The sequence below is a fragment of the Streptomyces hydrogenans genome (genome assembly GCF_014656075.1).
Lineage (GTDB): Bacteria > Actinomycetota > Actinomycetes > Streptomycetales > Streptomycetaceae > Streptomyces > Streptomyces hydrogenans.
In genome coordinates, this window is sequence record NZ_BNBS01000035.1 from 44,247 (window position 1) to 70,652 (window position 26,406).

The following is a 26,406-nucleotide window of genomic DNA, read 5'->3' on the forward strand; positions in this document are numbered from 1 at the left end:
GGCTCACCGCCCCTTCGGCAGGCCGAGGATGCGCTCGGCGACGATGTTGCGCTGGATCTGGCTGGTGCCCGCGGCGATCGTGTACGAGAGGGAGGAGAGCCGGTCGAGGTTCCACTCCCGGCCGAGGTCGAGGGCGTCGGGGCCGAGGACCTCGGCGGCGGTGTCGTACAGCTCCTGGCGGGCGTGCGAGTAGTGCAGCTTGAAGACGGAGCCGCCGGCGCCGGGGACGCCGCCGGTGGCCTGCGCCTCGCTGACGTTGCGCTGGGTGAGCCGCCAGAGGGCCTGGAAGGCGGCGGCGAGCCCGCCGAGGCGGCGGCGCAGCGCCGGGTCGTCCCAGCGGCCGTTCTCCCGGGCCGCGCGGGCGAGTTCGCCGAGCAGCCGGCGGCAGGCGACGACCTCGCCGACGAAGGCGGTGCCGCGCTCGAAGGAGAGGGTCACCATCGTGACCCGCCAGCCGTCGTTCTCGTCACCGACCCGGTTATCGACGGGCACCCGCACCTCGTCGAGGAACAGCTCGGCGAACTCGGTGGAGCCCGCGAGGGTCCGCAGCGGCCGGACGCTGACGCCCGGGGCGTCCATGGGGAGCGCGAGCCAGCTGATCCCCCGGTGCCGGGGCCCCTCCGTGTCGGTCCGCACGAGCAGTTCGCACCAGTCGGCGACCTCGGCGTGCGAGGTCCAGATCTTCTGCCCGGTGACGACGTACGCGTCCCCGTCCCGGACGGCCCTGGTGCGCAGCGAGGCGAGGTCGGAGCCGGCGTCGGGCTCGCTGAAGCCCTGGCACCAGACCTCGTCGCCGCGGAGGACCGGCTCCAGCCAGCGGGCGCGCTGGGCGGGCGTGCCCTCGGCGGCGATGGTGGGGCCGGCGTGGAGGAGGCCGACGAAGTTGGCGCCGACGTAGGGGGCGCCGGCCCGCTCGGTCTCCTCCAGGAAGATCAGCCGCTGGGTGGGCGAGGCGTCCCAGTGGACGTGGCCGTACCCGGCGTCGTAGAGCCGTCGCTGCCAGCCGCAGTCGTAGGCCCTGCGGCCCGGCCAGTCGAGCGGGTCGGGCCGGTCCGGCAGCCGGGGCAGCTCGGCGGCGAGCCAGTCGCGCAGCCCGGCCCGGAACTCCTCCTCCTCGTCCGTGTAGGAGAGGTCCATCAGACGATGCCCAGGTCGAGCATGCGGATGGCGTTGCCGCGCATCAGTTTGTAGACGGTCTCGTCGTCGAGGCCCCGGACGTGGTCGAGGGCGACCTCCTTGGTGTGCGGGAAGGTCGAGTCGACGTGCGGGTAGTCGGTCTCGAAGGTGGCGTTGTCCCGGCCGACGACGTCGAGCGAGGCGATGCCGTGCTTGTCGCGGAAGAAGCAGCAGAAGATCTGCCGGTAGTAGTAGGTGGACGGCGGCTCGGGGATCAGGTCGCGGACCCCGCCCCAGGCGCGGTGCTCCTCCCACACGTCGTCGGCGCGCTCCAGGGCGTACGGGATCCACCCCATCTGGCCCTCGCTGTAGGCGAGCTTGAGGCGGGGGAACTTCACCAGGACGCCGCTGAAGAGGAAGTCCATCATCGAGGCCATCGCGTTGTTGAAGCTGAGGCTGGCCTGGACGGCGGGCGGGGCGTCGGGGGAGGCGGCGGGCATCTGGCTGCTGGAGCCGATGTGCATGTTCACGACCGTGCCTGTCTCCTGGCAGACGGCGAAGAACGGGTCCCAGTGGCCGGAGTGGATCGAGGGCAGTCCGAGGTGGGTGGGGATCTCGGAGAAGGTCACCGCCTTGACCCCGCGGGCGGCGTTGCGGCGGATCTCGGCGACGGCGAGGTCGATGTCCCAGAGCGGGATGATGCACAGCGGGATGAGCCGGCCGCCGCTGTCGCCGCACCACTCCTCGACCATCCAGTCGTTGTACGCGCGCACGCACGCGAGGGCGACCTCCTTGTCGTGCGCCTCGGCGAAGGTCTGCCCGCAGAAGCGCGGGAAGGTCGGGAAGCAGAGGGACGCCTCGACGTGGTTGAGGTCCATGTCGGCGAGTCGCGCCTTGGGGTCCCAGCAGCCGCGCCGCATCTCCTCCCGGGTGATCCCCTCCAGGGTCATCTCGTCCCGGTCGAAGCCCACGGCCGCGATGTTCCGCTTGTACGGGAACCGCAGGTCCTCGTAGATCCACCAGTCGGTGGGGGGACCGTCGGGGTCCATGGTGATCTGGTACTTGCCCCCGACGTAGGCGAGCTCCCCGATCCCGGCCGTGAGCGCCTTGGGGCCCCGCTCCCGGTACTTCGCCGGCAGCCAGGTCTCGAAGAGGTGCGCGGGCTCGATCACGTGATCGTCGACGCTGATGATGCGGGGCAGTTCGGTCATGACCCCTCCACGTTTCTGATGGATCGTCAGATCCTGATGAGGTCAGGCTAACCCCGGGGGTCTGGACCGACAAGGACCGGACCTCTACGCTCTCCGCACGATCTGACGGTGCATCAGGTACGTGTGCCGGTGACGACAGTCAGGAATGGAGGCTCCGGTGACCGAGACCGCGACCGCACAGGCCCTGGCGCTGGGCGAGTCCCGCACCCTCTGGGAACTCGTCGAACGCCGCGCCGACCTCACCCCCGACCGGCCCGTGCTCCTCCAGGAGGACCGCGTCCTCACCTTCGGCGGACTGCGCGACCGCGCCGAGCGCTGCGCCGCCGGGCTGTACGCGCGCGGCGTCCGGCCCGGCACGGTCGTCGCCTGGCAGCTGCCCACCCGCATCGAGACCGCGGTGCTCTCCTTCGCGCTCGCCCGCCTCGGAGCCGTACAGACCCCCGTCATCCCCTTCTACCGGGACAAGGAGGTCGGCTTCGCCCTGCGCGAGTCCCGGGCCGAACACTTCGCCGTGCCCGGCGTCTGGCGCGGCTACGACCACACGGAGCTGGCCCGGCGGCTCGGCGCGCCCGGCGTCTTCCGGGCGTACGACCCCGAGGACCTGCCCGACGGCGACCCCGCCGTCCTGCCCCCGCCGCCCGCCTCCGGCACCGACGTCCGCTGGATCTACTGGACCTCCGGCACCACCTCGGACCCCAAGGGCGTCCTGCACACCGACCGCTCCCTGCTCGCCGGCGGCGCCTGCCTCGCCCACGCGCTGCGCCTCACCCCCGAGGACGTCGGCTCGATGGCCTTCCCGTACGCGCACATCGCCGGACCCGACTACACGGTGATGCTGCTGCTGTACGGCTTCCCGGCCGTGATGCTCGAACAGTTCGCGCTGCCCGGCTCGCTGGCCGAGTACCGGCGGCACGGCGTCACCGTCGCCGGCGGCTCCACCGCCTTCTACTCGATGTTCCTCGCCGAGCAGCGCAAGAACCCCGGCGAGCCCGTCATCCCCACCCTGCGGCTGCTCGCCGGCGGCGGCGCCCCCAAGCCGCCCGAGGTCTACCACGCGGTCCGCAAGGAGCTGGGCTGCCAGCTCACCCACGGCTACGGCATGACCGAGGTCCCCATGATCACCATGGGCGACCCCGAGGACACCCCCGAGAACCTCGCCACCACCGAGGGCCGGCCGCCCGCCGGCATGGAGATCCGCGTCACCGCCTCCGGCGAGATCCGGCTGCGCGGCGAAGCCGTCTGCCGGGGCTACCTCGACCCCGCGCAGACCGCCGCCGCCTTCGACGAGGACGGCTTCCTCATCACCGGCGACCTCGGCCGGCTCACCCCCGGCGGCCACCTCGTCCTCACCGGCCGGGCGAAGGACATCATCATCCGCAAGGGCGAGAACATCTCGGCCAAGGAGATCGAGGACCTCCTCCACGAACACCCGGCCGTCGGCGACGCCGCCGTCATCGGCCTCCCCGACGCCGAACGCGGCGAACGGGTCTGCGCGGTCGTCGAACAGCCCGAGGGCGCCCCGCCGCTCACCCTGGAGGAGCTGGGCGCCTTCCTGCGCGCGGCCGGACTCTCCGTCCACAAGCTGCCGGAACAGCTGGAGGTGGTGGACGCCCTGCCGCGCAACGAGACGCTGCGGAAGGTCCTCAAGTACCGGCTCAGGGAGCGGTTCGGGGCAGCGGAGCGATCGGCGGCGGCGGAACCGGCAGGCTGACCGGCGGCCCGAGCGGCGCCTCCCGGTTCCCGGCGGGCCCCTCGCCCGCCAGGGCCTCCGGCACGTCCGCGTACACCTCGAAGAGACGCGTCACGCCGAGCGCGGCGAAGACCCGGGTCACATGGCCCTGGCCCTCCGCCGCCGCCGGCAGCACCAGCCGCAGCCGCCCGCCGCAGGAGCGCAGCAGCCGACGGGCCGCGACCAGCACGCCGATGCCGCTGGAATCGCAGAACAGCACCCCGGACAGGTCGACGACCAGGTCGTGGCGGCCCGCGGCGACGGCGTCGTGGACCCGCCGCCGTATCTCCGGGGAGGTCACCAGGTCCAGCTCGCCGCGCAGGCGCAGCACCGTCCATCCCCCGCGGTCGTCCTCGTCGGCCTCGATCGTCGTCACACCCGGCCGCCTGCCCCCGGGGGCCTGGCCGAAACCATCTGAGCCGGGTATGACGCTTTCCTTACCATCCACTCCTGTGTGAAGGCCGCACTTGCGGCAAACAGGCGTGCGTTGTCGGCCGCTCGCACTAGTTTGGGTGAAGGACGGGCCAGGACGGGAACGACGGCGGGCGGGACACGACGGCAGCGGCGGAAGCCGGGACGAAGGCGAAAGGTGGAGGGCTCGGATGGCGAACGACACACCACCGCGCTGGGACCGCAGGATGCAGCAGCGGCTCGCCCGTGGTGAGGCCGCCGCCCTCGGCGAGCTCTACGACCGCTTCGCCTCCCTGGTGCACAGCCTCGCCCACCGCGTCCTCGACGACGACCAGGCCGCCGACCAGATCACCCGCGAGGTCTTCGGCTACATCTGGGAGAACCCCGACGCGTACGACCCCCGGCAGGGCAACCTCCGCTCCTGGGTGGCCCGGCTGACCCAGCGCCAGGCCGTCCACCGGCTGCGCCAGACCGAGGCGACGGCGTACGCGGAGACCGGCGTCGGCACCGCGGAGGAGCTGGAGGCCAAGGTGCGCCGGGCCACCGTCGCCGCCCGCGCCGACTACATCGTCACCTCCATGCCGGCCCCGCTCCGCAAGGCACTCGAACTGGCGTACTTCCAGCGGCGGGACTACCGCCAGACCGCCGCCGACCTCTCCATCAGCCACGAGGAGGCCAGGCGCCGGCTCCGGCTCGGCCTCCAGCTCCTCTCCACGGCCAACACCCGCCCCCTCGACGGGCCGCCGGGCGGCTACGGGCGGACGCTGTGACGGGGGCGAACGGCGAGGGCGACGACCTCGCACGCGCCCCCTGGATACCGGGCCCGCGCGAACCCGCCGACGACCACGCCGACCTGTCGGACCCGGCCGCGCCCCTGGTCCTCTCCCACACGGTGCTCAAGTCCCTGCTCGGGGCCTGGGCACTGTCGGCGTGTTCGGCCGCCGAGACCCGGGCCGTCGAGGACCACCTGACCGCGTGCGCGCCGTGCGCGGACGAGGCGCTGCGGCTCCGGGACGCGGTCACGCTGCTGCACGAGGACCGGGACCTCGACCTCGACCCGCTGCTGCGCTCACGGGTCCTGGAGAACTGCCTGGGCCGCCGCCCGGCCCGGATCCCGGTCCCCGCGTGGGCGGCGCCGTACGACGCGGAGACCGCCCGCCTCGACGCGCTGCTCCGCGACATCGGCGAGTCGGAGTGGCACGCGCCGGTCCGCCTCAAGTGGTACGAGGACGACCACCTGGTGCGGCGGAAGTCGACCGTCGCCGGGGTCATCGGCCACCTTCTCGCCGTCGACGGCCTGGTCTCCGGCGCGCTCGGGCTCGACGACCCGCTCGGTCCCGACGTGCCCGAGCTGTCGCCGACGGAGCGGACGGAGGCGTTCTGGGAGGCCCTCGACCGGCCGCCGCGCCGGCCTCGCGGCACCGCCCCGCCACCTCGTCGCGGCGGGCGCGCCCGGGCGGTCCCTCCACCTGGAGGTCGAGGGCGCGGGCGGCGGCCACTGGTACATCGCGCTCGACTCGCCCGCCGCGCTGGGCTCCCCCGACCACACGGTCGCGCAGGTCGCCATGGACGGCGTCGAGTTCTGCCAGCTGGTCGCCGGCCACATCTCCCCGCAGGAAGCCGCCGCCGGCCAGGACGGCGACCGAGAAGCCATCCAGGACGTCCTCTCGGCCGCCGCCTCCCTGAGCCGCCTGTAGGCCCCTGGCGCGGGCCGCACCCGCGTCCCCTGGCGCGGGCTACGCCCGCTGTCGGACCTGCGGGCTGTGCCCGCGCCCCTGGTGCCGGGCTGCGCCCGCCGCCGCCCCGCCCCTCCCTGTGGGCAGGCGTCCCGCAGGGCGGGACGGGTGGGCACAGGGACGGCGCCCCCTGCCGGGCCAAGGCTTTCCGCGCCTGAACCCGCACCCCGTGCGATGACGCCGTACCGGTGCGGGTCCAGGCACGGAAGCGGAGGCACCCGCAGAAGGGTGCCGCTCCGTCGTGCCCACCCTCCCCCAAGCTCTCGGCTTCGCTCGAGCAGGGGGACCCCCATCGCCCCAGCGGAACGACTGCCCACAACGGAACGGCGGAGCCGGAGCCCCGGTCGGGCGCAGCTCACAACGGAGCGGCGGCGGCGCCGGAGGGTGTCAGGTGAAGACGACGGTGCGGCGGCCGTTGAGGAGGATGCGGCGCTCGGCGTGCCACTTGACGGCCCGCGCCAGCGCCTGGCACTCCACGTCGCGACCGATCGCGACGAGCGCGTCGGGCGTCACCTCGTGCCCCACCCGCTCGACCTCCTGCTCGATGATCGGCCCCTCGTCGAGGTCCGCCGTCACGTAGTGCGCCGTCGCCCCGATGAGCTTCACGCCGCGCGCGTGCGCCTGGTGGTAGGGCTTGGCGCCCTTGAAGCTCGGCAGGAAGGAGTGGTGGATGTTGATGATCCGCCCGGAGAGCCGCTTGCAGAGGTCGTCGGACAGGACCTGCATGTAGCGGGCGAGGACGACGAGCTCGACGTCCTGCTCCTCGACGAGCGCCAGCAGCTCCGCCTCGGCCGCCGGCTTGTTCTCCTTGGTGACCGGGATGTGCCGGAACGGCAGGTCGTAGGAGGCGACGAGTTCCGCGAAGTCGGTGTGGTTGGAGACGACGGCGACGATCTCGACGGGCAGCGCCCCGATGGAGGACCGGAAGAGCAGGTCGTTCAGGCAGTGGCCGAACTTCGAGACCATGAGCACGACCCGCATGCGCTCCTCGGCGCGGTGGATCTGCCAGTCCATCTGGAAGGAGTCGCCCACCGCCGCGAAGCTCGCCCGCAGCTTGTCCACGGTCACCGGCGCCTCGGCGGAGAAGTGGACCCGCATGAAGAAGAGACCGCTGTCACGGTCTCCGAACTGCTGACTGTCCTCGATGTTGCATCCGGTGATGAAGAGGTAGCTCGACACGGCGTGCACGATGCCCTGCTTGTCCGGGCACGAGATGGTGAGGACATACTGGTCGGTCATCCCGACAGCGTGCCACACCGCACCGCCCGCCCCGTACCGCCGTCCGCCCTCCGGAACGGCCCCGTGGTACGGCGTCACGCCGGGTCCGCCCCGGCGCGCGCTCACGCCCGGGTGAGGATCCGCAGGACGTCCAGGGAGCGCGGCGGCACCTCCGGGTCGTCCCCGTCGGCCGTCGCGAGCCGGACGTGCGCCTCGCGCGCCGCGCGGACGGCCTCGGGCCAGCCCGGGTGCTCCTGGTAGGCGGAGAAGGGCGCGTCGGGGCCGACCTGGTGCAGGATGCGCAGCACCCGCAGCACGGCGACGTCGACGAGCTGCGCCTCCGCGGAGTCGCGGAAGATCGCGCCGACGTACTTCTCGGCGGACCAGCTGTCGAGCCAGGTGTCCTCGACGAGCCGGTAGACGGCGTCGGTGACGTCCCCGTACCCCTCCTGGCCGGCGAGCCAGACGGACCGGTGGAACCCGGGATCGGAGAGCATGTGCAGCGCCGAGCGCACATTGGTGCGCCAGCGCCACCACGGCATGTCGTTGAGCGGCATGCCGCCCATGGTGGAGGAGCGACGGCCGCGACGGGAAGAGTTAACCGAACCGGGGACGGTACTGGACATCGCTCGATCGTACGGTTCACCACCGACAACCGGACCCACACCCTCCCCTTAGGCGTCCCGACCCCCGCAATTCACCTCCATGTCACCGACCGTTGAACGGTGCACACTCCCGCGTTACCCCGGGGGCGGAAAGGTGCATGCCCATGACCGGTAGGCGACTGTCCACTCTCCTCGCGTCCGTCACCGCCGCGGCGGCCGGCGCGTCGCTTCTCACCGGGTGTGGCGTGCTCCCTGGTGCCACGGGGGGCTCCAGGGAGCCCGTCACGGTGATGACCTGGGCCCCCGACCAGACCCGCGCGACCAACATGCCCGGCATGCCCGCCATGGCCCAGGCGTACGCCCGCTGGGTGAACGCCCAGGGCGGCATCGACGGCCACGAACTGCGCGTCCTCACCTGCAACGAACAGAACACCCCGACGGGCGCCGCCGCGTGCGCCCGCCGCGCGGTCCGCGAGCACGCGGTCGCGGTCGTCGGCTCGTACAGCCAGAACGGCCGCGCCTTCATGGCCCCGCTCGAAGCGGCCGGCATCCCGTACATCGGCGGCTACGGCGTCACCGAGGACGAGTTCACCAGTCCCCTGTCGTACCCCGTCAACGGCGGTCTCGCCGCACTCATCGCCGGACACGGCATGCAGCTCGCCGAGTCCTGCCGCAAGGTCTCCCTGGTCCGACCCGACACCCTCGCCGGCGACCGGCTGCCCAAGCTCCTCGACGCCGGTCTGAAGAACTCCAGCAAGCGCGGCGCCGTCGACATCCGGGCCGTCGAGGACGCCACCGAGTACACCGCCCAGGCCGCCACGGCCCGCGACAAGGCGGGCACCGAGTCCGGCTGCGTCACCGCCGTGCTCGGCGAACGGACCCAGACCTTCTTCGACTCCTTCCGCCGGCTCCCCCGGTCCACCGGCGGCGCCCGGGCGGACGGCGGGGAGAAGAAGGACTCCGTACGGATCTCCTCGGTCCTCGGCAGCGTCGGCCAGCCCGTCATCGACCGCACCGGCGGCGCCCGCAGCCCCTTCGAGGGCGCCTTCGTCACCGGCTGGTACCCGGAGGCGGACGACAAGAGCTGGGAGCCCATGCGCAAGGTCATCCGGGAGCACGCCTTCGCCGACAACCGGGTCGACCCGAACGACGCCGGCGTCCAGACCACCTGGATCGCCTACACCGTCCTCAAGGAGGTGATCGAGTCCCTCGACACCGACACGATCACCGGCTCGCGCATCTCCGAGGCCCTCGACCAAGGCGCCCGCGTGGACACCGGCGGCCTCACCCCGCCGCTGCGCTGGATGTACGAGGACCTGCTCGGCGCCCCCGACTTCCCCAGGATCGTCAACCACGCGGTGACGTTCCAGGTGGTGCGGAAGGGCCGGCTCGTCGCCCAGCGGCCCGGCTTCGTCGACGTCGGCCCCACCGTCACCAACCGGGGCTGAACCGCCCCGGTCCCTCCGGTCCGCCCCCTACAGCTGGGTGGCGGACCGCTTCGACAGTCCGTACTTCTCGGCGGTCGGGTTCCACAGCCCGGCCGCCTCCTTCTTGGCCTTGGTCGCCTCGGCGCTCTTGTCGTTGGCCGCCTTGAACCGGTTGGTCGACTTGGCCTGGCCGCCCTTGCAGGCGTTCTTGGCCTTCATCTGGTCCGCCCAGCCCGCGTAGTGGTCGTCGGCCGCCGCGGACGCCTGCCACGCGCGCGTGAGGGCCGCCGTCAGCGCGCCGTTGTCCGGGACCTTGTCGACGGCGAGCGACTGGAGCTTGGTGACCAGGCTCCGCCGCTGCTCGGCCGCGCCCCGCAGGTCGGCGGCCGACTGGTCGAGGTTCTTGCACTGCTTGATCGCCTCGACCGAGCGGATCACCGCGTCCCGGCTGTCGTTGCTGGTGGCCAGGAGCTTGTCCAGCTCCTTCGCCTGCGGCTCCGCCGGGTCGTCCTTCTTCTCCGGCGCCTCGGAGGCACCGTCGCTCGGGGCCGGGGCCTGCGAGCTGGGCGCGACGCTCTGCCCGGCCTTCGGGTCCTTCTCCTCGTCGCCGCCGCTGAGCAGGGCGCCCACGCCGAGACCGACGACCGCGCAGCCCACCACCACGGCCGCGATCAGCGCGACCGGCGACTTCCGGCGCGGCGGCTCCGGCTCGTCGTCGTAGTAGTACGCCTCCTGCTGACCGCCGGGCGCCTGGTAGCCACCGCCCCCGCCCTGGTAGCCGTACGGCTGCTGCTGCGGCGGCGCCTGGTGCTGCGGGGGGTGCTGCTGGTAAGGAGCCGGCGCCGGCTGCTGGTACGCCGGGGGCGCGGGCTGTGCGGGCGCCGAGTCCCGGAAGAGGCTGTCGAACTCCGCGGGCGGCTGCGTCGGCCCGGGGCCGCCCGGCACCGGACCACCGGACATCGGACCGCCCGGCACCGGCGCGATGTACTGGGTCGCGTCCGAGGCCCCGGCCGGACCGGACGGCTGCGTCAGCCCGCCGGTCCCCAGGAACTGCGTCTGCGAGCCGTCGCCGGGTCCGCCCTGCGGCGGCACCGGCGCGATGTGCTGGGTCGCCTGCAGGTCCGCGACCGGCGGCGGATATCCGTATCCGGCCGGCGGACCGACCGGCGGCGCGCCCCCGGGCACCGGCGCGAGGTGCTGGGTGGCCTGCATGTCGCCGTGGGCGGCGACCGGCGGCGGGTAGCCGTACCCGGCCGGCGGACCGGTCGGCGGCATCGCCCCCGGGGCGCCCTGCGGCTGCGGCGGGACCGGGGCTATGTACTGCGTGGCCTGGAGATCACCGGCGGCCGGCGCCTCGGGGGGCAGCGGCTGCGCGGGGGGCAGCGGCTGCCCGCCCGGCTGCGGCGGGCCGCCGGCGGGGCCCCAGCCACCGCCCCACGCCTGCGCGCCCCCCTGCTCCGGACCCTGTCCGTTCTGCGTCACCGGGACTCCTACTGATGGACCTACGGAATCGTCGGCTCACGCTACCGGGTGCGTCCGCCGCTCCGCACACACGTGTGAGACCGGTAACACCCTTCGCACGGAACCCGACCGGTCCGAGGACCGTCCGCTCACGCCGCGTGCACCTCCAGGCGCGCCTCGAACTCCCGGACCACCGCCTCTCCCGCGAAGGGCTCCAGGCGGTCCCTCAGCTCCTCCAGGTACTCCGCCCCGCGCGACGACCGCAGCGTGCCGAGGAGTTCGAGCGCGCGGGTGCCCGTGCGGCACGCCTCCTCCACCTCCCGCTGCTGCACGCGCGCGTGCGCCAGCAGCGCCAGCCCGATCGCCCGCCGCCGCGCCCGCCCCTCCGGGTGCCCTGCCAGCGACTCCTCCGCCGCCCGGGCCGCCTGCTCCGCCCGCCCCAGGTCCCGGTAGCAGTGCGCCAGTTCGTCCGCCAGGTACGCCCCGTCGAAGTGGGCGATCCACACCGGGTCGTCGCCGGACTCGGGATCGGCCCGCTCCAGCGCGCGCGTGGCCCGCCCCGCCGCCGACTCGAAGGCGCGGGCGTCCCCGAGCAGCGCGTGCCCGCGCGCCTCCGCCGCCAGGAACATCGCCTCGGCCCGCGGCGGCACCCCGCCCCGGGTCCCCTCCTGCGCGGCGCGCGCCAGCTGGGCGATCTCCCGGGGGTTCCCGAGCTCCGCCGCCAGGTGGCTCATCGACGCGGCCAGCACGTAGCCGCCGTAGGCCCGGTCCCCGGCCGCCTGCGCGAGCCGCAGCGCCTGGATGTAGTACCGCTGGGCCAGGCCCGGTTCGCCCGTGTCCACGGCCATGTACCCGGCCAGCTCGGTCAGTCGGGCCACCGCGCCGAACAGCTCCCGGCCCACCGCCTCCCGGTAGGAGCCGGACAGCATCCCGGACACCACGCTGTCGAGGTAGTGGACGACCACCGGGCGGACGTGCCCGCTGCCGAAGCGGCGGTCCAGGTCGACGAGCGCCGCCGTCGTCTCCCGCACCGCCGCCACGTCGGACCGGCCGACCCGGGCGCCGGCCGCGCGCGCCACCTGCGCGTCCGCGCCGGTGATCAGCCAGTCCCTGCTGGGCTCGACGAGCGCGGAGGCGGCGACCGCGGAACCGGTCAGGAAATCGCGGCGGCCCACGTCGCTGCGGTACAGCTCGCAGACCTGCTCGATGGCGCCGAGCACGGTCGGCGCGAACTGGAGGCCGACGCCCGCCGCGAGGTTCCGGCCGTTGGCCATCCCCACCTCGTCGATCGTCACCGTCCGCCCGATCTTGCGGCCGATCGCCTCCGCGATGACGCCGGGCGCCCGGCCGCGCGGCTGCTGCCCGCGCAGCCAGCGCGCCACCGAGGTCTTGTCGTAGCGCAGGTCGAGGCCGCGCTCCGCGCCGACCATGTTGACCCTGCGGGCGAGACCGGCGTTGGAACACGCGGCCTCCTGGATGAGCGCCTGGAGCCGTTCGTTGGGCTGTCGTGGCACGAGTGGCCTGGCTGCCATGAGTGGAACCCCCAGACGGGACAGGTACGGACACGGACTGATCACTGCCCTGCGGATATCTGGTCAATGCCGATGTGAACACGCGAAACCGGACACGTCGTTCACCGGCCGCCGGCACCCCTCCGGCCCCCCGCCCCGTGTCCGGCCCCGCCCTCCTTGGTACCCCTCCCGGGCTCCCCGGTCCCCCGCGCGCCCCCGCGCGTGCACCCATGCGCCCCGCATGCAGGATCGATGCCTCACTCCCGGCGCCGCCGCGCCCGTAACCCCAGGTGACGGGCGCAGTTGTCTTCGACGTGGATGAGACCATCGGAGTCACGACGGAAGCCGCGCAGATCCCCAAGCAGCGTGGGGAGCAGCTGCTCGACAGCGCCGTGCGGTATGCGGAAGAGCGGCACTGGGACGTGTTCCCGGGGACCTGGCTGGAAGCCGTCGACGGCCGGGAGCGCTGCTCCTGCGGGACCGCCGACTGCCCGCTGCCGGGCGGTCACGCCGTGAAGCCCGACTGGGCGACGCTGGCGACGGGGAGCGGGGTCGGTGCCCGGCGCATGTGGTCGAAGCAGCCGAAGTCCTCGATCCTGCTGCCGACCGGCCGCACCTTCGACGCGATCGAGGTGCCCGAGGCGGCCGGTTTCCTCGCGCTCGCCCGCATGGAGCGGATGGAGCTGACGCTGGGTCCCGTGACCTGCACCCCGGACCGCCGGATGTTCTTCTTCGTGCTGCCCGGCGCCTCGGCGAAGGTGCCGGACCTGATCCGCAAGCTCGGCTGGACCCCGGCCTCGCTCGACCTCACCACGCGCGGGGAGGGGCATTACGTGGCGGCGCCGCCGACGCGGATCGGCGGCCGGGGCGCGGTGCAGTGGGCGCGGCGTCCCACGCCGGCCAACCGCTGGCTGCCGGACGCGGAGGAGCTGATCAGCGCGCTCGCGTACGCGTGCGGGCGTGAGGCGGCGGAGTCGCGGGCCCGCCGTCAGTGACCTGGGGTTCTCCCCGGGCGGCCCCGTAGGGTGGCGCGAAAGGCGCGATCCGCGCCGCGTGGGGACGACCGGAAGGTTGACGGAACATGCCTGACCAGGCATTTGACGGATCGTTCGAACCGCAGGGCGTCGCACCGGAACCATCCGGTGCGACGCCCGCGGTGCAGGTGGAGGGGGTGTGGAAGCGGTTCGGGCAGCAGATCGCGGTGCACGGCGTCGATCTGGTGCTGCCGGCCGGGAAGTTCATCGGTCTCGTCGGGCCGAACGGCGCCGGCAAGACCACCACCCTCTCCATGATCACCGGCCTGTTGCGGCCGGACTCGGGGCGGATCCGGGTGGCGGGCCACGACGTGTGGCGCGACCCGGAGTCGGTGGCGCAGGTGAAGGCGCGGATCGGCATCCTGCCGGAGGGGCTGCGGCTCTTCGAGCGGCTCTCGGGGCGGGAACTCCTGGCGTACAGCGGGCGGCTGCGGGGGCTGCCCGGCGCTGAGGTCGACAAGCGGGCCACCCAGCTGCTGGACGTGCTGGACCTGGCCGGTTCGCAGCACAAGCTGGTGGTCGACTACTCGACCGGCATGCGGAAGAAGATCGGGCTGGCGGCGGCGCTGCTGCACAACCCGGACGTGCTCTTCCTCGACGAGCCCTTCGAGGGCGTCGACCCGGTGTCGGCGCAGACCATCCGGGGCGTCCTGGAGCGGTACACGTCCTCCGGCGCGACGGTGGTCTTCTCCAGCCATGTGATGGAGCTGGTGGAGTCGCTGTGCGACTGGGTCGCGGTGATGGCCGGGGGCCGGATCCGGGCGCAGGGTCCGCTGACGGAGGTGAAGGGCTCGGCGGCCACCCTCCAGGAGGCGTTCCTGGAGCTGGTGGGGGCCCATGACCGGGCGGCGGCCGGGGACTCGCTGGACTGGCTGGGCGGCGGCGCCCAGGGAGGCCGCTCGTGAGCGCCACGGCCACCGGGCCGTCGCTCACCCCGGTCTTCGTCCGGCTCAAGCTGTCGCTGATGCGCAACGGGCTGCGGCAGTCGGGCGGGCGGACGGCCGCGTTCGTCGCCTCCCTGGTGGTGGTGCTGGCGATCGCCGCGTTCATGGTGCTGGGGTTCCTGCTGCTGCGGGGGCACGAGGCGGCCGGGGCGGTCGCGGTGCTGACGGTGGGGGTGTTCGCCCTCGGCTGGGCGGTGATGCCGCTGTTCCTGCCGAGCGGGGACGAGACGCTGGACCCGTCGCGGCTGGTGATGCTGCCGCTGCGGCCGCAGCCGCTGGTACGGGCGCTGCTGGTGGCCTCCCTGGTGGGGATCGGCCCGCTGTTCACGCTCTGTCTGGCGGTGGGCGCCGTCGCGGCGGTGGCGCACGGGGCGGCGGCGACGGTGTTCGCGGTCCTCGCGGTGCCGCTGGTGCTGCTGGTGTGCGTGGCGCTGTCGCGGGCGATCGCGACGGCGAACGTGCGGCTGCTGACGTCCCGCAAGGGGCGGGACATGGCGCTGCTGAGCGGTCTGGTGATCGCGCTCGGCATCCAGGCGGTCAACTTCGGCGCCCAGGCGCTGGGCCGCGCGGAGGACCTGTCGGTACTCGACACGGTGGCGTCGGTGGTGGGCTGGCTGCCGCCGGCCTCGGCGGTGGCCGCGGTGCGGTCGGCGGCGGACGGGGACCTGGTGGTCGCCGTGGCGCGGCTGGTACCGGCGGTGCTGGCGCTGGTGGCGCTGCTGTGGTGGTGGCGGCGGAGCCTGGTGCGGCTGATGGTGGAGCCGGACGGCTCGACGATCGGCGCGGCCCCGGACACCGTGAAGGACCCGGCGCAGGGGCGGGGGCTGCTGGCGCGGCTGCTGCCCGGAGGGCGTACGGGCGCGGTGATGGAACGTTGCTTCCGCTACATCTGGCGTGATCCGAAGACGAAGGCGGCGTGGGTGTCCGCGCTGGCGATCGGTGCGCTCGTGCCGCTGTTCAACGCCTTCCAGGAGGCGGGCTCGGTCTACTGGGCGTGCTTCGCGTCGGGGATGCTGGGCGTGCAGATGTTCAACCAGTTCGGGCAGGACTCGTCGGCGTTCTGGATGGTGGCGCAGACGATCGCGTCTCCGGCGGACGCGTACGCGGAGCTGCGCGACCGGGCGTACGTGATGACCGCGATCACCGTCCCGTTCACCGTGGTGGTGGCGGTGGCGACGGCCGTGGTGACGGGTGGCTGGAACCAGCTCCCCGAGGTCTTCGGCCTGGCGTTCGCGCTGCTCGGCGCGATGCTGGCGCTGGGCGTGGTCGCGTCGGTGAACTTCCCGTACGGGATCCCGCAGGACTCGCGGCGCAATGTGGCGCCGGGCCAGGGCGGCATGGCGGTGGCCGCGATCTTCGGCGGCATGTTCGGCGGCCCGCTGCTGTGCGCCCCGCTGATCGCGCTGCTGGTGTGGCTGCGGGTCGGCGGCCACCACGGCCTGCTGTGGCTGCTGCTGCCGCTGGGCGTGACGTACGGGCTGCTGCTGACGTGGGGCGCCCTGAAGCTCATGTCGGGGCGGATGGTGCGGCGGCTGCCGGAGATCCTGGCGGCGGTCAGCAAGGGCTGACGGGGTTCTCCGACACGAAGGGGCCGTCCACGCGCGCGTGGACGGCCCCTTCCGGCTGTGCCGGGGGGCGGGTCAGAAGACGCCGTCGAGGCCCCACCACTCGCCGTCGCGCCGGTCGCCGGCGCCGAGGCCGCCAGTGCCGAGGCCGTTGTAGGTGATCAGCCAGCCCGGGTTGCCGCGGAAGCCGTCGATCACGTAGTTCTCGTTGGTGACGGCGGCGAGGTCGGCGCGGCCGTCGCCGCTGCGGTCGCCGACGGCGATGATCGTCTCGATGGCGTTCCAGCCGCCGGAGCCGATGAGCTTGCGGGCGCCGAGGGTGCCGGTGGTCGTGCCGGGGTAGAGCCAGAGCTTGCCGGTGGACGCCTCGCGGGCGATCAGGTCGACCCGGCCGTCGCCGTTCATGTCGCCGGGGCCGGCGAGCGCGTTCATGCCGTTCCAGCCGCCCGTGCCGAGCAGCTTGCGGGCGCCGAGGCCGCCGGAGGCCGTACCGGGGTAGAGCCACAGCTTGCCGGTGGACTTCTCGACGGCGAGGAGGTCGGCGCGGCCGTCGCGGGAGAGGTCACCGACGGCGGCGATCCGGGACATGCCGTTCCAGCCGCCGGAGCCGAGCAGCTTGCGCGCGCCGAGGCCGCCGGTGCCCGTGCCCGGGTAGAGCCAGAGCTTGCCGGTGGACGCCTCGCGGGCGATCACGTCCTCCTTGCCGTCACGGCTGAAGTCGCCATGGCGGACGAGGGCGTTCATGCCGTTCCAGCCGCCGGCGCCGACGAGCCTGCCGGTGGAGTCGCCGGGGGTGAACCACAGGCGGCCCGCCTCGTCGCGGACGAGGAGGTCGGCCTTGCGGTTGCCGTCGAGGTCCCCGAATCCGGCCGCCTTGGGGGAGGTCTCGGACCACCAGTCCGGGTAGGCGTTCCGGGAGCACTCGCGGTCCGTGCGGACGAACTTGAGCGAGTTCATGACCGTGTTGGAGCCGCTGGTCCACGAGCCGTTGACGGACGGGTTCTCCGACCAGTAGCCGTCCCACGGGTAGTAGTCGGCCGAGGTGTACATGCAGGCGATCGACGAGGTGCGGTTGATGTACGAGCCGTACCGGGTGCCGTAGGAGCCCATGGTGGGCATGTCCGTACGGGTCTTGAGCATCGTGCCCTGGGCGTTCTCCTTCGTCCAGGCGCAGAAGTACCCGCTGGGGCAGTCCGTGACCGCGGCCTGGGCCGGGGCGGCCCCGGCAAGCCCGGCGGCGCCCAGGGTCACGGCCCCCAGCAGGGACGCCAGACTTCTTCTGATGGCAGCGCGCAAAATCGATTCTCCTCGGGGGTGACGGCCCGCGCGGGAGCTTGCCTCCGCACGGCCGCTCCGACGGTACCCGCCGCCCCGGTCAGCGGAACTCGTGGGTGACCGTGATCGGTCCCACGATGTGCGCGTTGAAGTCGTCCAGCTCCTCGGCGGGGACCCACAGCTCCAGGATCGTGCGGCCGCCGGCCTGCCGGACGGGGTAGCGCGCCAGGAAGGCCGAGTCGACCTCGAAGCGCGTGACGTGGCCGGAGCCGCTGTGCTTCACGTTCCAGTCGCGGGCGATGCGGATCGCGTAGTCCTCGTTCAGCACCGGGTAGAAGATCGGCTGCTCGGGCAGGCGGGGCGGCCAGGCGCGCCAGTCGAGCGCGCGGACGAGGGCGAGCTCCTCGGGGCCGGTGGGGCGCCAGAGGGTCGTCGTCGGCCGGGTCCGCGGGCTGGGGCTGGTCATGGCCGGAAACGTATCCAGGCGGGACCGACGGCGGCCAGGGGTTTTCCACAGGTGGTTGTCCACAGGGGTGTCGGGGGTGGGGGACGCGGGACATGATGCGGGTGAGGGCAACGGGCGACGACCGGGGGAGGTTCGCATGGCGATGTTCGGACGGCGGAGGAAGAAGGGCACGGAGGGCGGGGACCGCCCGTCCGTGGACGGCCTGTCGGCGGAGCGGGCCGTAGAGGCCGCGGACGCGATCGTGCGGCTGACGACGGCGGAGCTGGAGCGGCTGACGCGGCTCACGCAGGAGGCGTACGAGCAGGGCGTCCGGCAGCAGGTGCTGCCGAGCAGGGCCCGGGCGGCGCTCGACTCCTTCGACCGCTCGGCCGGGTATCTCGACGAGCTGTGCCGGGCGAGGCCCGACGAGCCCGAGCTGTGGCACATGCGGGGCGCGCTGCTCTACTCCCGGGCCACCACCCAGCTCGCCCTCGGCCTGCCCGGCGCCGCGGTGACCGACCTGGGCGCGTGTGTGGACGCGTACGAGCGCAGCGCCCTGCCGAACGCGTCGCTGCTGGCGGCGGACGCGCTGATACGCCGGGCCCGGGCGCACGGCGAGGCCGGTCACCCGATGGCCGCGCTCGCGGACGTGGACCGGGCGATCGGCGCCTATGTGACGGCCGGGGCCTACGAGTCGCCGCACCCGCTGCTCCCCGACTTCGCTCGGGTCCTGGCGCTGGCGGCGGCGGTACAGCTGAAGGTCGGCGACACCGACCAGGCGCTGGCCTGCGCCCGGCAGTCGCTGGCCCGCTACCAGGACCTGACGCGGCAGCGGGGCGGCCTCGGCCGGGAGGAGGCCGGATACATGGCGGACGCGGCCGGAGACACCGCGTCCCGGCTGGAGGCGGTGCGCGGCAACTGGGACGCGGCGCTCGCGGTGGACCTGGTGGTGCGGGAGGCGGCCGAGGCGGGGCTCGGCGTCCTCGGGCAGGCGCTGGCGCGCGAGGGGCTGCACCTGCGGCTGGCCGGCCGGGAGCGGCAGGCCGGGCCGGTGCTGGCCCGGGCCGAGGCGCTGGCGCCCGGCTCGGTGGCCCGGGAGGAGGAGTTGGCCGCGCTGCCGCTGCCGCCGTCCCTGGCGGAGGCGCTCGCGGCGGGCGAGGAACTGCTGCGGGACGAGCGGGACGTGCCGCTGCCGCCGGGCGAGATGACGCGGCTGCGGGCGGAGCTGACCGGGCACGAGTCGTACTCGGCGTCGGTGCGGGTGCGGATGGGCTCCACGTTCGCCCCGAAGGCGGCGCTGCTGGCGGCCGTGGCGGAGCTGCTGCTCCGGGAGGGGCGGGTCGCGCAGGCGTGGCGGGTCGCGCTGGAGACCCACCTCATATGCGACTCGATCGTCCGCCGCGCGGGCGACGAGGCGGCGGACCTGCTGCCGGGGCTCGCCGGGCCGTGGCGCGACGCCCTGGAAACGGCCTCGCGGGCGGCGGTCACGGCGGGCCGGGACTCCTTCGTGGAGGACGTGGCGGCGGCCTCGGCTGAGCTGCGCGCGACGCTCGGGGAGAAGCTGGGAGAGAAGCCGGGGGCGGCGCTCCGGGAGGCGTGACGGGCGCCGTCGCGGGCGCCGGCGGCGGCCCTCCCACTACGGGGTGAGGGCCTCCTGCCGGCTGTCGAAGTCGGCGCGGGCGCGGACGATCTCGTCCTGGTGGAGTTCGGTCCAGCCGACCAGGGCCTGGATCGTGGTGTGCAGGGTGGCGCCGAGCGGCGTGAGCGCGTACTCGACGCGGGGCGGGACCACGGGGTGGACGGTCCGCCGGACGAGGCCGTCCCGTTCGAGCTGGCGGAGGGTCACGGTCAGCATCCGCTGGCTGATGCCGGTGATGCGGCGGCGGAGTTCGGAGAACCGCAGCGGCTCGCGCTCCAGGTGGGCGATGGCCAGCAGTGACCACCTGTCGGCGACCCGGTCGAGGATCTGCCGCACCTCGCACCCCTCGCGGGCGTCCCACTGGAGCACCGCGTACTCCTGCTCGGTTCCCTCGCAGTGACCAGGTGACGTGAAAGTGCGTTCTTCCATGCCTCCCCAGGCTGCCGGATGATTCAGGGGCCGACAAGCGAAAACCGGACTCCCTTTCCGTGCTTCGCCGTCAGCTCCCGTGCCTCCGCGTGGACTTCAAGGGAACCCCACGTGCGCGGCCCCGGCGTGCGGCCGTTCCGCACCACCTCCTGATCCCTCTTCCCGGCTTCGCCATTCCTTCGTCGACAAGGGGCCTTCCCATGTCCGCATCCGCATCCACTTCTCCCTCCCTTCCGGGCGGCGACACCGGCCGTATGGACGGGCGCGCCTGGGGCGTGCTCCTCGTGCTCTGCGGCGCGATCTTCCTGGAGGGCATCGACGTCGCCATGCTCAACGTGGCGCTGCCGTCGATCCGCGAGGACCTCGGCCTGTCCACCGGCATGCTCCAGTGGGTGATGAGCGCCTACGTGCTGGGCTACGGCGGCTTCATGCTGCTGGGCGGCCGGGCCGCCGACCTCTTCGGACGGCGGCGGATGTTCGTCCTCTGGCTGGTGGTCTTCCTGCTCTTCTCCGGTCTCGGCGGCCTCGCCACCGAGGGCTGGATGCTGATCACCGCCCGGTTCGTGACCGGCGTCGCCGCGGCCTTCATGACCCCGGCCGGGCTGTCGATCATCACCACGAGCTTCGAGGAGGGTCCGCGCCGCAACAAGGCGCTGCTGGTCTACTCGGGCACCGCGGCCGGCGGGTTCTCCATCGGCCTGGTGGTGGGCGGTCTGCTGGCCGCCGTCGACTGGCGCTGGGTGTTCTTCGCGCCGGTCGCCCTCTCCCTGGTCATCCTGGTCGCCGCGGTCACGCTCATCCCCGCGTCGCCGCGACCCGACCGGGAGGGGCGGGGCGTCGACCTGGCGGGGGCGGTCAGCGTCACCGCCGCCATCCTGCTCCTCGTCCTCGGCGTCGAGCGCGCCTCCCACGTCCCCGTCGCGCTGACCGCCGTGACGATCGGCGCGAGCCTCGCCCTCTTCCTGGTCTTCGCCGCCGTCGAGCGCCGCGCCGCCTCGCCCCTGGTCCGGCTGGGCCTGCTCCGCGACGGCGGTCTCGTGCGGGCCAACCTGGCGGGCATGCTCTTCGCGGCGGGCTTCTTCGGCTTCCAGTTCGTCGCCGTGCTCTACCTCCAGGAGCTGCGCGGCTGGTCGACGCTCCAGACGAGCTTCGCCCTGATCGTCATCGGCGTGGACGCGGCCCTCTCGCCGACGCTGACGCCCCGGCTCGTGGCCCGGTTCGGCAACGCCCGGGTGATCTTCGGCGGGCTGCTGCTGGCGGCCCTCGCGTACGCGCTGTTCCTGCCGGTCGGCGCGGACTGGACGTATCCGGCGATGTTCCCCAGCCTGATCGTCCTGGGCCTGGCCTTCTCCCTCGCGTACGGCCCGCTCACGATCGTCGCGACGGAGGGCGTCGCGGAGGAGGAGCAGGGGGTGGCGGGCGGACTGCTGTACACGTCCTTCCAGTTCGGGGCGGCGCTGGGCCTGTCGGCGGTGACCGCCGTCAACGTCGCTGCCACGGACGGCACTTCACCCGCGGCCCAGCTCGACGGCTACCGCGCGGCGCTCGTGGTCCCGCTGGCCGCCGCCCTCGTGGCCGCCGTCGTCAGCGCCTTCGGGCTGCGGGGCCGGTCGGGTACGGCCGGCGGTCCGCCGGTCGCCTCGGGCGCCCCCGGGGTCCCGGCGGACGGGGTCGGCGCCGGGGACCGGGTCCCTAGCTGAGCTCGTCGAGCCGGGCGCGGAGCCAGGCGGGGTCGGGGTTGGTGTGGTGGCGGCCGGCCAGGAGCACCGTGGGTACGGTCTCGTCCCCGTCGTTCACGGCGCGGACGGCCGCCGCGCCCTCCGGGTCGCGCCAGATGTTCACCCAGTACGCCTGCCGGGCCCGGCCGCCGAGACGGGCCCGGAGCCGCATGCAGTACGTGCAGCCCGGCCGCCAGTAGACGACCGGCCGCCCGTCGGCCCCGTTGCGGCGCAGGGCCTCGGCGGCGCCGGTCGATCTCGGGAAGACCAGCGGGGAGTTGAGGGCGGCGAGCAGCAGGAAGAGCGCCAGGAGCGCGAAGCCGGTGACCGCGCTCCCGCCCGCCAGCCGGCTCCCCGCGACGAGCGCCCCCGCGAGGGCCAGCAGGATCGGCGTCACCCAGGCACGTATCACCCCGCCAGGCTAACCGCCCCGTCCAGGGGCGGCGAGGGAAGGGGGCGGGGCACACGAGAGGGCCTCCGTCCCGGTGGGGGCGGAGGCCCTGTGCCGTGGTGCGGGCTCCTAGAAGACGGCGTTCATGTCGTCCCAGTTGTAGTCGCCGTCGAGGCCGTAACCGGGGTTCAGGCCGCCGGTGCCCTTGCCGGGGTACACCATCATGCAGCCGGCTCCCGCGCAGGAGTTGCCCGTGAGGGACGTCGAGGCGCCGCTGCCGGTGATGGTCAGCAGGTCGTTGGGGTCGCCGTATTCGACATTGCCGATGCCGACGAACGTCTTCATGACGTTCCAGCCGCTTCCGACGAGGAGCCGGGAGCCGAGGGCGCCGGGCTTGGTCGGGTAGCGCCAGAGCTTGCCCGTCGACGCTTCGCGGGCGAGGAGGTCGGCCTTGCCGTCGCCGTTCAGGTCGCCGGGGGCGACCAGCGCGTTCATCGCGTTCCAGCCGCCCGAGCCGAGCAGCTTGCGGGCGCCGAGGCCGCTGCCCGTGCCGGGGTAGAGCCACAGCTTGCCGGTGGACTTCTCCACTGCCAGCAGGTCGGAGCGGCCGTCGCCGGTCAGGTCGCCGAAGGCGGTGAGCTGGTTCATGGAGTTCCAGCCGCCCGAGCCGAGCAGCACGCGCGAGCCGACGTAACCGGTGCCGGAGCCCTTGTACAGCCACAGCTTGCCGGTGGACGCCTCGCGGGCGATCACGTCCTCCTTGCCGTCACCGGAGAAGTCACCGTGCCGGGTCAGGGCGTTCATCGCGTTCCAGCCCGAGCCGATCAGCTTGCCGCCGCCGCTTCCGGGGAGGAACCACAGGCGACCGGCCCTGTCGCGCACCAGGAGGTCCGCGAGGAGGTTGCCGTCCAGGTTGGCGAAGGAGGAACGGGTCGAGCCCTCCGAGACGGCGGACCAGGACGGGTACGCGGGGCCCGTGCACTCCCGCTCCGTCGGGACGATCTTGATCGAGCTGACCGAGCTCAGGCCGAAGCCGCCCCACTCCGTGCCACCCGGGTCGGGCTCGCGCGTGCCGACGCTCCAGTACGAGGTCGTGTAGTTGGGCTCGTCGTACCCGCACGCGTACTGGTTCGTGCGGTTGGAGACCGACTGGATCTTGTTGTCCCACGTGCCGAGCGTCGCCATGCTCTTGGTGGTCTTGAGCATCGTGCCCGTGGCGTGCGCCGTCGTCCAGGCGCAGAAGTAGCCCTTCGGGCAGTCGCTCGGCTCCGCCTGGGCGGGAGCGGCGGTCGCCACTCCGAGGGCTCCCAGGGTGGCGAGGCCCAGCAGGGACGCCAGGCCGCGTCTCATGGTCTTGCGCATGTCTTCCCCTCCCACACCCGTGCGCGAGAGGCGGCCACCGCCTCTCGCGCACAGGTCATTCGTTCACGCGGTGCGTCAGAACTGGCCGTTCAGGCCGTACCAGGACTCGCTCTCCAGGCCGCCGGCCTGGAAGCCGTTCGTGGCGCGGCCGCTGTAGACGACCAGGTTGCCCGCGCCGCGGCCCATGTTCGACGCGTAGTCGCCGTTGGTGACGGCGGCCAGGTCGGTGTAGCCGTCGCCGGTGTGGTCGCCGACCGCGAGGAAGCCGGCCATGACGTTCCAGCCGCCGCCGATGAGGACGCGGGAGCCGACGGCGCCGGTCTTGCCCGGGTAGAGCCAGAGCTTGCCGGTGGACGCCTCGCGGGCGAGGAGGTCGGCCTTGCCGTCCTTGTCCATGTCGCCGAAGCCGATGAGGGCGTTCATCGAGTTCCAGCCGCCCGAGCCGAGCAGCTTGCGGGCGCCGAGCGGGCCGGTGGCCGTGCCGGGGTAGAGCCACAGCTTGCCGGTGGACTTCTCGACCGCCAGGAGGTCGGAGCGGCCGTCGCCGGTCAGGTCGCCGAAGGCGGTGAGCTGGTTCATGGAGTTCCAGCCGCCCGAACCGATCAGCACGCGCGAGCCGACCGAGCCGGTGCCGGAGCCCTTGTACAGCCACAGCTTGCCGGTGGACGCCTCGCGGGCGATCACGTCCTCCTTGCCGTCACCGGAGAAGTCACCGTGCCGGGTCAGGGCGTTCATCGCGTTCCAGCCGCCCGCGCCCACGAGCGTGCCGCTGCCGTCGCCGGGGAGGAACCACAGGCGGCCGGCCTTGTCGCGGGCCAGGACGTCGGCGGTCTTGTCGCCGTTCAGGTCGCCGAACGCGGGCGTGGTGGCCTGCGGGCCGGCGTACCAGTAGGGGTACGGCTCGTAGCCGCCGCACTCGCGCTCGGTGGTGACCAGGCGGACGGAGCTGATGGTGGTGCTGCCGGGGCCGCCCCACTCGGTGCCCGCGGGGTCGGGGGCGACGGACCAGACGTCGCCGTTGTAGCCGAGGTCCGGGTCGTCGTGGAGGCAGGCGTACTTGCCGGTGCGGTTGGAGACCGAGCGGAACTGGTTGTCCCAGGCGCCGAGCGTGGGGGCGTCCACGTTCGTCTTGTACATGGTGCCGGTGGCGTTGTCCGTCTTCCACGCGCAGAAGTAGCCCGCGGGGCAGTCCGCGGGTGCCGCCTGGGCGGGGGCCGCGCCCGCGCCGAGGACGCCGAGCGTGGTGAGGCCGAGCGCCGTGGCCGCGGTGGCCAGGCGCCGGCGCAGAGATATGCGCATGCGTTCCCTTGTTGTCCCTCGTGATGGGCGGCGCGGAGACGTACCGCTCGACGCGCCGTGGGAGGGACGCTATCGCGTCCGGCGGCGGGGGCGCGAGGGGGTTGCGCGGGAGAGGTGCCGCTCAGGTCCCGTCCGGTTCCGCGTCGCGCATGCCGGGGAAGCCGTAGCCCTCCGTCTCGTCCCAGTCCACGTCGAGGTCGTCCAGGTGGACGCGCCACTCCGCGCCGGGAAGGGCGCGGCGCAGCTCGGTGACGGAGTCCAGGACGTGGATCATCACCGGGACCACGCGGTCCGCGTCGAAGGGCATCTTGGTGGAGCCGGCGACGACACCGTCCGGCTCGTGGCCGGCGTCCGGGTAGAGGCAGAGGCTTTCCGTGTCGTCGTACGGGAACGCCGCCAGGTGGGCGGCGGCGATCCGGTCGACGGCCGCCCGCTCGACGGCCGTCAGAGGCGCCGGGCGGCGGGCGGAGTAGTAGAGGGAGACGCTCATGGCCGCACCGTACGGGAGGGGTACGACAGCGGCCGTCCGGCGGGCGGCCCGGCCAGGGTCGGCCGGGCCGGCAGTCGGTCTGTCAGGAGTGGTCGGTCAGGCATTCGGTCCGTCAGGGGGCGGCCCGGCAGTCGGTCCGTCCGGAGGCCGGTCCGTCCGGCAGTCGTTCCGTCAGGTGGTCAGGACGCCCGTCAGGAAGGGGTCCACGGCCTCGGCCCAGGCTTCGGGGTGGGTGTAGTGGAGGAGGTGGCCGGCGTCGGGGATCTCCGCGTAGGCGCCGTGCGGGAGGACGCGGACCATCTCCTGGGCCTCGGCGCGGCCGAGTTCGCCGTCGAGACCGCGGACGACGAGGGTGGGGCAGCGCACCTGCGCGAGGGAGTCCCAGTGGGCGTCGTGGACCCAGGTCTCGCGGGAGGTGAGCATCTGGGCCGGGTCGAAGACCGGGTGCCAGCCGTCGGGGCGCTCGGTCATCACCTCGGCGAAGAAGGCGCCCCGCGCCGGGTTGGGCGTCTCCACCCACGCGTCGTCCGCGCCGAACCAGCGGTGCACCGCCTCCAGGGTCGGGAACGGCGCCGGCCAGCCGCGGAACCAGTCCTGCCAGGCGCGCTGGGAGGCCGCGCCGAGCGCGGAGGCCCGCATGTCGCAGATGACGAGGGCGCGGACCAGGTCCGGGCGCTCGGCGGCCAGCTGCCAGGCCGTCAGCGCGCCCATGGAGTGGCCGACGAGGGTCACGGGGGCGAGCCCGAGCCGCTCGATGACGGCCGCCGCGTCCGCCACGTACGCCTCGCGGGTGAAGGGTCCGCCGGGCGGCTTCTCGCTCGCGCCGTGGCCGCGCTGGTCGAGCGCGAGCGTGCGGTGGCCTCCGGCCAGGAGGCGGGCGGCGGGGGCCCAGTGGGCCGCGTGGCCCATCAGGCCGTGGAGCAGTAAGACGGGGGCGGCCGACCGGGCGCGGCCGGGCGGCGGGGCGGGGGCGCCGGCGGGCCGGGCGCGGTCCTCCGGCGCGGCGGGCTGGCGGGCGATGCTCACGGCGGGCGGGCGCGCGGGCGTCCGGCCCTCGGGTGCGGTCCCTTCGCGGGCCGCGCCCTCTACCGTGAAGTCCCAGGCCGCCAGCCGGATGCCGTCGGCTCCGGTGACGTCGAGTCGTCGCGCCATGGTCTGGCACCCCCTCTTTCCCGTCGAACCCCGCCAGACTATCGAACCCACATTCGAAAATGCGCCGCTGCCGCCCAACACCCCTCGTTCGAGTGACGGGCCTCAAGGATTGGTGCGCGCTGCCGAGGGGAGATCTTCAACGGGAGGCGGACCGCTCGGGGAAAACGGTCCGAAGGGACCGACCTAGGCCGTGTATCGAAAGAGACTTGCCGGATGCCGCGAGCCGGTATCGACGACG

Annotated in this window: 23 protein-coding genes and 1 pseudogene; 9 read left to right on the forward strand and 15 right to left on the reverse strand. The window is 73.6% G+C overall.

The window, feature by feature from the left end:
* Positions 1-3: 3 nt before the first annotated feature.
* Together IE321_RS16955 and IE321_RS16960 are read right to left on the reverse strand one after the other, a co-directional pair.
* On the reverse strand, positions 4-1,137 hold the full coding sequence (locus tag IE321_RS16955) for an acyl-CoA dehydrogenase family protein (protein WP_190223510.1): 1,134 nt from the start codon (positions 1,135-1,137) through the stop codon (positions 4-6).
* A complete protein-coding gene (locus IE321_RS16960) occupies positions 1,137-2,327 on the reverse strand; it encodes an amidohydrolase family protein (RefSeq protein ID WP_043230321.1) in 1,191 nt (396 codons plus the stop codon). Before IE321_RS16960 ends, IE321_RS16955 begins: the two co-directional genes overlap by 1 nt.
* Before the next feature lie 157 nt (positions 2,328-2,484).
* Between IE321_RS16960 and IE321_RS16965 the strand changes: the two genes are divergently transcribed.
* Entirely contained in the window at positions 2,485-4,038 is a 1,554-nt protein-coding gene (locus tag IE321_RS16965; RefSeq protein WP_226651270.1) for a class I adenylate-forming enzyme family protein, read from the forward strand.
* On the opposite strand, the gene IE321_RS16970 is transcribed toward IE321_RS16965, so the two are convergent.
* Positions 3,983-4,432, reverse strand: a complete 450-nt coding sequence (locus IE321_RS16970; protein WP_079022442.1) for an STAS domain-containing protein — start codon at positions 4,430-4,432, stop codon at positions 3,983-3,985. The genes IE321_RS16965 and IE321_RS16970 overlap by 56 nt on opposite strands.
* Before the next feature lie 226 nt (positions 4,433-4,658).
* Between IE321_RS16970 and IE321_RS16975 the strand changes: the two genes are divergently transcribed.
* Complete coding sequence (locus IE321_RS16975; protein WP_043230324.1) at positions 4,659-5,237, forward strand: sigma-70 family RNA polymerase sigma factor; 579 nt, start codon at positions 4,659-4,661, stop codon at positions 5,235-5,237.
* Positions 5,234-6,164 (forward strand): annotated as a pseudogene (locus IE321_RS16980) (zf-HC2 domain-containing protein). The gene IE321_RS16975 and the pseudogene IE321_RS16980 overlap by 4 nt, the downstream one beginning before the upstream one ends.
* Positions 6,165-6,590: 426 nt before the next feature.
* Here IE321_RS16980 and purU read toward each other — a convergent pair.
* A complete protein-coding gene (purU, locus tag IE321_RS16985) occupies positions 6,591-7,442 on the reverse strand; it encodes a formyltetrahydrofolate deformylase (RefSeq protein ID WP_043230384.1) in 852 nt (283 codons plus the stop codon).
* A gap of 101 nt (positions 7,443-7,543) precedes the next feature.
* Positions 7,544-8,047, reverse strand: coding sequence for an SCO4402 family protein (locus IE321_RS16990; protein WP_079022443.1), 504 nt, complete (start codon positions 8,045-8,047; stop codon positions 7,544-7,546).
* Positions 8,048-8,190: 143 nt separating this feature from the next.
* Between IE321_RS16990 and IE321_RS16995 the strand changes: the two genes are divergently transcribed.
* Entirely contained in the window at positions 8,191-9,474 is a 1,284-nt protein-coding gene (locus tag IE321_RS16995; protein ID WP_190223512.1) for an ABC transporter substrate-binding protein, read from the forward strand.
* Between the two features lie 27 nt (positions 9,475-9,501).
* On the opposite strand, the gene IE321_RS42840 is transcribed toward IE321_RS16995, so the two are convergent.
* The gene (locus IE321_RS42840) at positions 9,502-10,935 is read right to left on the reverse strand and encodes a hypothetical protein (protein ID WP_190223513.1); all 1,434 of its coding nucleotides are present in this window, start codon (positions 10,933-10,935) and stop codon (positions 9,502-9,504) included.
* A gap of 128 nt (positions 10,936-11,063) precedes the next feature.
* Entirely contained in the window at positions 11,064-12,446 is a 1,383-nt protein-coding gene (locus IE321_RS17005; protein WP_190223514.1) for an NsdA family TPR-like regulatory protein, read from the reverse strand.
* A 293-nt stretch (positions 12,447-12,739) separates the two neighbouring features.
* On the opposite strand from IE321_RS17005, the gene IE321_RS17010 reads away from it, so the two are divergent.
* From IE321_RS17010 to IE321_RS17020, 3 genes are all read left to right on the forward strand, one after another.
* Positions 12,740-13,420, forward strand: a complete 681-nt coding sequence (locus tag IE321_RS17010) for a bifunctional DNA primase/polymerase (protein ID WP_043230331.1) — start codon at positions 12,740-12,742, stop codon at positions 13,418-13,420.
* Between the two features lie 86 nt (positions 13,421-13,506).
* On the forward strand, positions 13,507-14,364 hold the full coding sequence (locus tag IE321_RS17015; RefSeq protein WP_190223515.1) for an ABC transporter ATP-binding protein: 858 nt from the start codon (positions 13,507-13,509) through the stop codon (positions 14,362-14,364).
* Positions 14,361-15,971 (forward strand): hypothetical protein, encoded by a 1,611-nt coding sequence (locus IE321_RS17020; RefSeq protein ID WP_043230334.1) that lies wholly within the window; start codon positions 14,361-14,363, stop codon positions 15,969-15,971. Before IE321_RS17015 ends, IE321_RS17020 begins: the two co-directional genes overlap by 4 nt.
* Before the next feature lie 72 nt (positions 15,972-16,043).
* On the opposite strand, the gene IE321_RS17025 is transcribed toward IE321_RS17020, so the two are convergent.
* Both IE321_RS17025 and IE321_RS17030 read right to left on the reverse strand, forming a co-directional pair.
* Positions 16,044-17,264, reverse strand: a complete 1,221-nt coding sequence (locus IE321_RS17025) for an FG-GAP-like repeat-containing protein (protein ID WP_190223516.1) — start codon at positions 17,262-17,264, stop codon at positions 16,044-16,046.
* Between the two features lie 79 nt (positions 17,265-17,343).
* The gene (locus IE321_RS17030) at positions 17,344-17,709 is read right to left on the reverse strand and encodes a hypothetical protein (protein ID WP_043230337.1); all 366 of its coding nucleotides are present in this window, start codon (positions 17,707-17,709) and stop codon (positions 17,344-17,346) included.
* Between the two features lie 136 nt (positions 17,710-17,845).
* Here IE321_RS17030 and IE321_RS17035 point away from each other — a divergent pair, with 136 nt between their 5' ends.
* Entirely contained in the window at positions 17,846-19,288 is a 1,443-nt protein-coding gene (locus tag IE321_RS17035; RefSeq protein WP_190223517.1) for a hypothetical protein, read from the forward strand.
* Positions 19,289-19,324: 36 nt separating this feature from the next.
* Here IE321_RS17035 and IE321_RS17040 read toward each other — a convergent pair whose 3' ends face one another.
* Positions 19,325-19,756, reverse strand: a complete 432-nt coding sequence (locus IE321_RS17040; protein WP_190223518.1) for a winged helix-turn-helix transcriptional regulator — start codon at positions 19,754-19,756, stop codon at positions 19,325-19,327.
* Between the two features lie 254 nt (positions 19,757-20,010).
* Between IE321_RS17040 and IE321_RS17045 the strand changes: the two genes are divergently transcribed.
* Positions 20,011-21,456 carry an MFS transporter gene (locus IE321_RS17045; protein ID WP_079022444.1) on the forward strand — a complete coding sequence of 482 codons (1,446 nt, stop codon included), beginning with the start codon at positions 20,011-20,013 and terminating at the stop codon, positions 21,454-21,456.
* Here IE321_RS17045 and IE321_RS17050 read toward each other — a convergent pair.
* From IE321_RS17050 to IE321_RS17070, 5 genes are all read right to left on the reverse strand, one after another.
* Positions 21,449-21,886 carry a glutaredoxin domain-containing protein gene (locus IE321_RS17050; RefSeq protein ID WP_190223519.1) on the reverse strand — a complete coding sequence of 146 codons (438 nt, stop codon included), beginning with the start codon at positions 21,884-21,886 and terminating at the stop codon, positions 21,449-21,451. The two genes, IE321_RS17045 and IE321_RS17050, sit on opposite strands and share 8 nt — an antisense overlap.
* A gap of 108 nt (positions 21,887-21,994) precedes the next feature.
* Entirely contained in the window at positions 21,995-23,227 is a 1,233-nt protein-coding gene (locus IE321_RS17055; protein WP_190223520.1) for an FG-GAP-like repeat-containing protein, read from the reverse strand.
* Positions 23,228-23,302: 75 nt separating this feature from the next.
* Positions 23,303-24,526 (reverse strand): FG-GAP-like repeat-containing protein, encoded by a 1,224-nt coding sequence (locus IE321_RS17060; RefSeq protein ID WP_190223521.1) that lies wholly within the window; start codon positions 24,524-24,526, stop codon positions 23,303-23,305.
* Positions 24,527-24,647: 121 nt separating this feature from the next.
* Positions 24,648-25,016 (reverse strand): hypothetical protein, encoded by a 369-nt coding sequence (locus IE321_RS17065; protein WP_190223522.1) that lies wholly within the window; start codon positions 25,014-25,016, stop codon positions 24,648-24,650.
* A 171-nt stretch (positions 25,017-25,187) separates the two neighbouring features.
* A complete protein-coding gene (locus tag IE321_RS17070; RefSeq protein ID WP_190223523.1) occupies positions 25,188-26,168 on the reverse strand; it encodes an alpha/beta fold hydrolase in 981 nt (326 codons plus the stop codon).
* Positions 26,169-26,406: the final 238 nt, after the last annotated feature.

Bases quoted from the DNA above. Each gene is read 5' to 3' on its own strand.
- IE321_RS17015 (WP_190223515.1), top strand. From the start codon at position 13,507: ATGCCTGACCAGGCATTTGACGGATCGTTCGAACCGCAGGGCGTCGCA.
- IE321_RS17065 (WP_190223522.1), bottom strand. From the start codon at position 25,016: ATGAGCGTCTCCCTCTACTACTCCGCCCGCCGCCCGGCGCCTCTGACG.
- purU (WP_043230384.1), bottom strand. From the start codon at position 7,442: ATGACCGACCAGTATGTCCTCACCATCTCGTGCCCGGACAAGCAGGGC.
- IE321_RS17005 (WP_190223514.1), bottom strand. From the start codon at position 12,446: ATGGCAGCCAGGCCACTCGTGCCACGACAGCCCAACGAACGGCTCCAG.
- IE321_RS17045 (WP_079022444.1), top strand. From the start codon at position 20,011: ATGGACGGGCGCGCCTGGGGCGTGCTCCTCGTGCTCTGCGGCGCGATC.
- IE321_RS16995 (WP_190223512.1), top strand. From the start codon at position 8,191: ATGACCGGTAGGCGACTGTCCACTCTCCTCGCGTCCGTCACCGCCGCG.
- IE321_RS17070 (WP_190223523.1), bottom strand. From the start codon at position 26,168: ATGGCGCGACGACTCGACGTCACCGGAGCCGACGGCATCCGGCTGGCG.
- IE321_RS16955 (WP_190223510.1), bottom strand. From the start codon at position 1,137: ATGGACCTCTCCTACACGGACGAGGAGGAGGAGTTCCGGGCCGGGCTG.
- IE321_RS17040 (WP_190223518.1), bottom strand. From the start codon at position 19,756: ATGGAAGAACGCACTTTCACGTCACCTGGTCACTGCGAGGGAACCGAG.
- IE321_RS16975 (WP_043230324.1), top strand. From the start codon at position 4,659: ATGGCGAACGACACACCACCGCGCTGGGACCGCAGGATGCAGCAGCGG.
- IE321_RS17030 (WP_043230337.1), bottom strand. From the start codon at position 17,709: ATGACCAGCCCCAGCCCGCGGACCCGGCCGACGACGACCCTCTGGCGC.
- IE321_RS17060 (WP_190223521.1), bottom strand. From the start codon at position 24,526: ATGCGCATATCTCTGCGCCGGCGCCTGGCCACCGCGGCCACGGCGCTC.
- IE321_RS17035 (WP_190223517.1), top strand. From the start codon at position 17,846: ATGGCGATGTTCGGACGGCGGAGGAAGAAGGGCACGGAGGGCGGGGAC.
- IE321_RS16990 (WP_079022443.1), bottom strand. From the start codon at position 8,047: ATGTCCAGTACCGTCCCCGGTTCGGTTAACTCTTCCCGTCGCGGCCGT.
- IE321_RS17055 (WP_190223520.1), bottom strand. From the start codon at position 23,227: ATGCGCAAGACCATGAGACGCGGCCTGGCGTCCCTGCTGGGCCTCGCC.
- IE321_RS16960 (WP_043230321.1), bottom strand. From the start codon at position 2,327: ATGACCGAACTGCCCCGCATCATCAGCGTCGACGATCACGTGATCGAG.